Source organism: Sphingobium sp. Ant17, from assembly GCF_000588875.1.
In the GTDB taxonomy this organism is placed as follows: Bacteria; Pseudomonadota; Alphaproteobacteria; order Sphingomonadales; family Sphingomonadaceae; genus Sphingobium.
The window spans coordinates 22,103-28,275 of record NZ_JEMV01000057.1 but is presented as its reverse complement, the minus strand read 5'-3'; the positions used below and the strand labels follow the sequence as shown (position 1 = coordinate 28,275).

Sequence of the window (6,173 nt, the reverse complement as noted above, 5' to 3'; positions counted from 1 at the left end):
GGCTTGCGCCTGCGGTTCCTTGGCACGGGCAGGCTTGTCGGCGGCGGGCTTTGCCGCGCGGGGCTTGCGGCCCCTCGGCGCACGCGAAGGGGCGGCTTCTTCGGTGGATTCAACCGCAGCAATCGCTTCGGCCGCGCCGACGACTTCGATCTTGGTGCCGATCAGTTTCTGGATATTGTCGATCGCTTCGGCGTCCGCTTCGGTGACGAAGGTGTAGGCGACTCCGCTAGCGCCCGCGCGGCCGGTACGGCCGATGCGATGGACATAATCGTCCGGGTGCCAGGGCGCGTCATAGTTGAACACATGGCTGACGCCCTTGATGTCCAGCCCGCGCGCCGCGACGTCGGACGCCACGAGAATATTGACGGTGCCCGCGCGGAAGCGTTCCAGTTCGGCGATGCGCGAACCCTGGTCGATGTCGCCATGGATTTCGCCCGACTTGAAGCCGTCGCGTTGCAGGCTCTTGTTCAGATCCCGCACCGTGGTCTTGCGGTTGCAGAAGATGACCGCGCTGGTCACGTCGGCCTCCGCCAGCATCTTGGCGAGGACGGTCCGCTTCTTGCGCGCATCGACCTTCACCAACCGCTGGGTGATGTTGATCGAAGCGCTGGCGGGGCGCGCGACTTCGATCGACTTGGGGTTGGAGAGGAATTTGTCGGCCAGTTTCTTGATCACCGGCGGCATCGTCGCAGAGAAAAGAAGCGTTTGGCGCTGCGCGGGCAGCTTGGTGCAGATTTCCTCGATATCGGGGATGAAGCCCATGTCGAGCATCCGGTCGGCTTCGTCGATCACGAGCAGCGAACAGCCGTTGAGCATGATCTTGCCGCGACCGAACAGGTCCATGAGGCGGCCCGGCGTCGCGATCAGCACGTCCACACCCTTTTCGAGCGCCGCGAGTTGGTCGCCCATCGATACGCCACCAATCAGCAGCGCCATCGAGAGTTTGTGATATTTGCCGTATTTCTCGAAATTCTCGGCCACCTGCGCGGCGAGTTCGCGCGTCGGCTCCAGGATGAGCGAGCGCGGCATGCGCGCGCGGCTGCGGCCATGGGCGAGAATGTCGATCATCGGCAGCACGAAGCTGGCCGTCTTGCCGGTCCCCGTCTGCGCGACACCAACGATGTCACGCATCATCAGAACGGAAGGAATCGCCTGCGCCTGAATGGGGGTGGGCGTGTCATAACCAGATTCGGCTACGGCCCTGAGCAATTCGTCGGAAAGGCCGAGATCGGCAAAAGTCATTCAATGGTCCGGGAACAGGAGGTTGCCCCATCCTGCCAGTCCGCACGATGGAAATCGGCCGCGCATTGCGGAAATATCGGCCACTTGTCAAGAAAATCCCGCAATTTGGGGCTTGAGGATCGCAATCAATCGTCGGCAGCGACGAGGCGGCGGAAACTGTCGATCGCACAGCTCATACCGCTGCGCGCCTGCAATTCATCGCGGCCCGAACAGAGCGATCCGTCCGCATCCGGCTCGACATAGAAGCCGGAATAGAAGCCCGCCGAATCACAGCCCTTCTCCAGCCGGGCGCGATAGCGATGCTGGTCGGCCAGGATGAGATCGACGCCATTGCGCACGATGATGCTGGCGGCGCGAATCGAGCGCAGCGCGATGCAGCGCGGCCCCTTTTTCTCGTCCCAATCATCAGCGGCATCGGGCGTGATCCGCGTGGGTGCCTTGCCCTTGCGGGCCATGGGCACGCGCACGATGACGCGCCGTTCGATCGTCAGTTGCGCCCATTGCACGGGCTGCGCGCCGGGCGCGGCAAGCAATAGCAGGATGGAATGAAACAAAGCGGACCCCTTATGGGAATGATACGCTATCGACGAATGGTTGAACCGTCGATGAATTTGCAGGCATAGAAGCGTCCCATGATTGAACAGCCCATCATTGCCCGCTTCGCAGCCCTGCTCGGTCCGAAGGGCGTCGTCACCGACCCGGACGACATCGCACCATGGACCAGCGACTGGCGCGGTCGCTATCATGGTGTGGCAGCGGCGATCCTGGCGCCTGCGTCGACGCAGGAAGTGGCGGCGACGGTCGCGCTGGCCGCCGAACTGGGCGTCGCGCTGGTGCCGCAGGGCGGCAATACGTCGATGGTCGGGGGGGCAACGCCGCCCGCCGACGGATCGGCGCTGATCCTGTCGCTGCGGCGGATGAACGCGATCCGCAGCCTGTCGGCGGACGATAATCTGGCGGTGTGCGAGGCAGGCGTGATCCTGAGCGTGCTGCATGACGCGGCGGAGGATGCGGGGCGGCGCTTTCCGTTAAGCCTCGGCGCGAAGGGATCGGCGACGATCGGCGGGCTGGTTTCCACCAACGCAGGTGGCACGCAGGTGCTGCGTCACGGCACGATGCGTGCGCTGGTCGAGGGGGTGGAGGCCGTGTTGCCCGATGGGAGCATCTTCGACGGGCTGGACGCGCTGAAGAAGGATAATCGCGGCTATGACATCAAGCAGCTCTTGATCGGCGCAGAAGGCACGCTCGGTATCGTCACAGCCGCCGCCTTGCGACTGGTTCCGGTTATTGCGGCCCGTGCGGTCGGCTGGGTCGGCGTCGCCTCCCCTGCCGACGCGCTGGCGCTGCTGCGGCTGACAGAAGCGCAATTGGGCGACAGTGTCGAGGGGTTCGAGGTGATCGCTGATGAGACCCTGGGCTTCGTGCTGGGGCATATCCCCGGCACGCGCAGCCCGATCGAGACGCGCGCACCCTGGCATGTTTTGATCGAGGTGGACCATCCCGATCTAAACGATCCCAGTCCTGCGGAACGGCTGGCAAATGCGCTGGCCGATGCGCTCGAACGCGGCATCGCGATCGACGCTGCCATCGCTGCGAACGAGGCGCAGGCCGATGCCTTTTGGCGCATTCGCGAATCCCTGTCGGAATCGGAAAAAGCACAGGGACCGGCGCTGCAATATGACATCAGCGTACCGGTCGCGCGGATGCCCGCCTTCATGATCGAAGCAGCGGAGGCGGCGCAGATACGCTTTCCCGGCACGACCGCCTCCTCCTTCGGGCATCTGGGCGATGGCAATGTGCATTTCCATGTCCGCGCGCCAAAGGGCACCAGCGATGGCCCGGCCTGGATCGCGGCGCAGGGCCAGGCCATCAACGCCTTCGTCCATGATGCGGTGGTCGCGGCGGGCGGATCGATCTCGGCCGAACATGGCATCGGCCAGATGAAGCGCGCCGAACTGGGGCGGCTGGCCAGCCCGGCGCGGATCGGCGCGCTGCGTGCGATAAAAGCGGCCTTCGACCCCAAAGGCATCATGAACCCCGGCAAGCTGATACCATTGCCCGGGGAGGCGTGAGCGCGACAAAGCGATTGCACGGCGTCGCCAAGGTCTTTATCGCCCTGCCCCATTCATAAGACCCGCGGCCGGCCTGAAAAACCGCCGCCTCCAACAATGGAAAACGGACCATGGCCAGTGCGCCCGCGAACAATCTGCCGATCTTCTACAATGACCTGATGCCGCTCAGCAGCGTCGACCATGTCGATTTCCGGACCCGCACGGTTGACGCGGCACCGTTCCTGGTCAGCCAGCATGCCGTGCCGTTGACGATCGACGAATTCGTCTCGGCCCAGCGCTTCGTGCCGATCATCTTTTCGTCGGGTAACGATTCGGTGCCTTTGGCGCTGATGGGCCTTAACGAAGGCGTGAACGTCTTCGTCGATGATGAAGGCAAGCTGCGCGGACCGGCCTATGTTCCGGCCTATGTGCGTCGTTACCCTTGGATGCTGGCCAAGCTGCGTCCCGACAGCGAGGAATTGTCGCTGTGCTTTGACCCCACCAGCTCGGCTGTGGGCGCGTTCGAAGAAGGCAACGCCCTTTTCGAGGATGGCAAGCCTAGTGACCTGACCCAGGGCGTTCTCAAATTCTGCGAAGATTTCGAACAAGCCGCAGCGCGCACCAGCCAGTTCGTGCGCGAATTGCAGGAAATGGATTTGCTGATGGACGGTGAAGTCTCGATCCAGACGCCCCTCAACGAGCAACCCTTCGTCTATCGCGGCTTTCGCATGATCAACGAGGAAAAGCTGCGCGACATGCGGGGCGACCAGCTGCGCAAGATCAACCAGAACGGCATGCTGCCCCTGATCTACGCCCATCTCTTCTCGTTGCAGCTGATGCGCGAGATTTTCGAAACGCAGGTGTCGCAGGGCAAGGGGCCGATTGCCCTGCCCGCTGCGCCGCAGCCTGCTGAAGCCTGAACCGGGAATTAACCCGAAACGGTTCAAATAATTGATAGAAAGGGCGTTGCTTCTCCCCTTGTAAGGCGAAGCATCCTGCCCTATCTATCAATCATGCGGTGCACCTGCCCCCCTTTCGGGTGTATCGTATGGGCGTCTCCCCCTTTGGAGGCGTCTCCTCCCTGAACCTTGGCCACCCCATGCTCTGCATGGGGTGGTTTTTTATGAGGTTCGGGCGAAGCGCTGTTTCACTTGACGCGGCCAGCCCCTCTGCCTACAGCCCGCCTCTGCCGACCGCTCCGCGCGGTCCCATGGCCCCTTCGTCTAGCGGTTAGGACGCGGCCCTCTCACGGCTGAAGCACGAGTTCGATTCTCGTAGGGGTCACCAATCAAGCGTTTTATCGCATTGATTTGATCGGAAATTTGAGAAATCGAGTTCATTTAGCGCGAACGGCCGATGCATGAGGATATTCTCGTCTTTTCGCGAGAGTCCTCAAAGGCTGCGACACCCGACCTATATGCCGGATGCCGCCCGCCATTGGCGTCAACGAGAGATCAGGCCGGAGCTTTGACCGCGTGGGTACGAACCAGTTTCTTGTTGACGAACTGCTGGATGCCCATGTCGCCCAATTCTCGCCCATAGCCTGAATGTTTGAGGCCGCCGAACGGAAGTTCGGCATCGGTCCAGTCGATATTGTTGATGAACATCATGCCCGTGTCGACACGGCCGGCAACCCGCATCCCGCGCGCCACATCTTTGGTCCAGACCGAACCACCGAGGCCAAAGTCTGAATCATTGGCGAGCGCGATGGCCGCGCCCTCATCCTTGACCCGGAAGAAGAGCGCGACCGGCCCAAAAAACTCCTCGCGGAAGGCGGGATTGTCCGGTGCGATGTCCGTAAGGATGGTCGGTGCCATGAACGAACCGGAACGGTCGATGCGCTTGCCGCCCATCACGACCCTCGCCCCCTTCGCCACCGCGCCATCGACCTGGCCTATAAGATCGAGGAGCGCCTGTTCGGTCGACAGCGGTGCCAGCGTGGTCGCCTCGTCCATCGGATCGCCCGCCTTGAGTGCCGCCAGAGCCGTCTGGAACTTGTCGAGAAACTTGTCCGCCATGCTCTCGACGACGATGAAACGCTTGGCGGCGCAGCAGGTCTGGCCGCTATTATACATTCGTCCCCACACGGCCCAGGGCACGGTGAGATCGAGATCGGCATCCTCCAGGACGATGAAGGCGTCACTGCCGCCAAGCTCCATCGAGGAGACTTTCAGATTATGCCCCGCACGCGCGGCGAGGCTGCGGCCCGCCGCGACGCTGCCGGTCAGGGCGACCCCCTTGATGCGCGGATCATCGACGAGCGCGTTGGACTGGTCGTGGCTGATGAGCACATTGGTGTAGAGGCCAACAGGTGCCCCCGCCTCGATCATCAGTTCCTCGAACGCGATCGCGCATTGCGGTACGATACCGGCATGCTTCACCAGCAGCGTATTGCCCGCCATCAGATGGGGGCCTGCCACCCGCGCGAGTTGATAATAGGGGAAATTCCAGGGTTCGACACAGAAGATTACGCCCAGCGGGCTACTCTCCATATGCGCCTCGCCATTGGTCGGGTCGAGCGTGACCGGTGCCAGGAAGCGTTCGGCATGCTCGGCATAATAGGCCATGATCCGCGCGCTGAACTCGACTTCGCCCCGCGCCTCGCCGATCCGCTTGCCCATCTCCATCGTCGCGATGCGTGCGAGGTCATCGGCGCGCGCGTGAAGCAGGTCGCCGGCCTTGGCGATGATCGCTGCGCGGTCAGTAAAGGATGTGTGGCGCCAGGTCTCGAAACAGGCCTGCGCGGCTGCGACCTTGGCTTCTAGCGCCGCGTCGCCGAGCGACTCGAAGGATGCGACAAGTTTGCCGTCGAATGGATTGCGGCTTTGATATGTCATTGGGAATCGGCTTTCTGTTTGGATGCATGACGATCCGGCTCGG

At 62.6% G+C, this 6,173-nt stretch carries 5 protein-coding genes and 1 tRNA gene; 3 read left to right on the top strand and 3 right to left on the bottom strand.

Translation table 11 applies throughout. The features are described 5' to 3' along the window. On the bottom strand, positions 1–1,242 hold a 1,242-nt coding region (locus tag BF95_RS19435; protein ID WP_043153629.1), incomplete at its 3' end, for a DEAD/DEAH box helicase. 125 nt (positions 1,243–1,367) lie between these two features. Further along, positions 1,368–1,796 (bottom strand): hypothetical protein, encoded by a 429-nt coding sequence (locus BF95_RS19430; RefSeq protein WP_043153627.1) that lies wholly within the window; start codon positions 1,794–1,796, stop codon positions 1,368–1,370. A 78-nt stretch (positions 1,797–1,874) separates the two neighbouring features. Between BF95_RS19430 and BF95_RS19425 the strand changes: the two genes are divergently transcribed. From BF95_RS19425 to BF95_RS19415, 3 genes are all read left to right on the top strand, one after another. Beyond that, a complete protein-coding gene (locus tag BF95_RS19425) occupies positions 1,875–3,314 on the top strand; it encodes an FAD-binding oxidoreductase (RefSeq protein ID WP_043153626.1) in 1,440 nt (479 codons plus the stop codon). A 110-nt stretch (positions 3,315–3,424) separates the two neighbouring features. Then, a complete protein-coding gene (locus BF95_RS19420; protein ID WP_043153624.1) occupies positions 3,425–4,213 on the top strand; it encodes a SapC family protein in 789 nt (262 codons plus the stop codon). Positions 4,214–4,505: 292 nt separating this feature from the next. Then, positions 4,506–4,580 (top strand) — tRNA-Glu (locus tag BF95_RS19415). A 167-nt stretch (positions 4,581–4,747) separates the two neighbouring features. Here the strand turns inward: BF95_RS19415 and BF95_RS19410 are convergent. Further along, the gene (locus tag BF95_RS19410) at positions 4,748–6,130 is read right to left on the bottom strand and encodes an NAD-dependent succinate-semialdehyde dehydrogenase (protein ID WP_043153621.1); all 1,383 of its coding nucleotides are present in this window, start codon (positions 6,128–6,130) and stop codon (positions 4,748–4,750) included. Between the last annotated feature and the right edge of the window lie 43 nt (positions 6,131–6,173).